General features: G+C 72.6%; 1 protein-coding gene. It reads right to left on the minus strand.

The genetic code is table 11. From position 1 onward, the window contains the following. Window positions 1–848: AMP-binding protein (locus AC3A57_RS22900; RefSeq protein WP_487581008.1), on the minus strand; the 848-nt coding region annotated here is incomplete at both ends.

An 848-nucleotide genomic window follows, 5' to 3' on the forward strand; every position in this document is an offset into this window, starting at 1 on the left:
TCGATCCGGTAGCCGCGGATCTTGACCTGATCGTCGTTGCGGCCGAGATACTCCAGGGTGCCGTCGGCATGGCGGCGCACCAGGTCGCCGCTGCGGTACAGGCGGCCGTCGCCGAACGGATTGTCGATGAAGCGTTCGGCGGTCAGCTCGGGCCGGCGCAGATAGCCGCGCGCCACCCCGGCGCCGCCCAGCCACAGTTCGCCGACCACGCCCGGCGCGGCCAGCCGGCCGTCGGCTTCGACCACATAGGCCTGCACGCCCGGCAGCGGTTCGCCCAGGTGCGGGCCGCGCTCGGCGCCGACCCGCGCCAGCGTGCTGTTGACCGTGCACTCGCTCGGACCGTAGGCGTTGTAGCAGGCCACCGGCGCGGCGGCCGCGCGCTTCCAGGCCGCGGCCGGGAAGGCTTCGCCGCCGACCAGGATCGCGCGCAGCTGCGGCAGCGGCGTTTCGAACAGACCGCCTTGAATCAGCAGGTCCAGCTGCGCCGGAGTGCAGTCGAACACGGCCACGGCTTCGGCCTGGAGGAATTGCAGCATGCGTCCGGCGTCGGCGCGCACCGCCGCCGGCACCACGCACAGGGCATGGCCCGAGGCCAGCTGCACCAGCGCCTGCAGCGAGGCGTCGAAGGACACGCTGGCATTGAGCGCCACCCGCAGTGCGCAGGGCAGCGCATCGAACACGCGCTCGCGCATGCCTTGCCACAGGTGCAGCAGCTGCCGGTGCTCGACCATCACGCCCTTGGGGCGGCCGGTCGAGCCGGAGGTGTAGATGACGTAGGCCAGGTGCTCGGGCCGCAGCGCGACCTCGGGCGCGTGCGTCTGCTCGCTGCCGGCGGTGGCTTCGACTTC

This window comes from Lysobacter sp. Soil_C_15 (assembly GCF_057657315.1).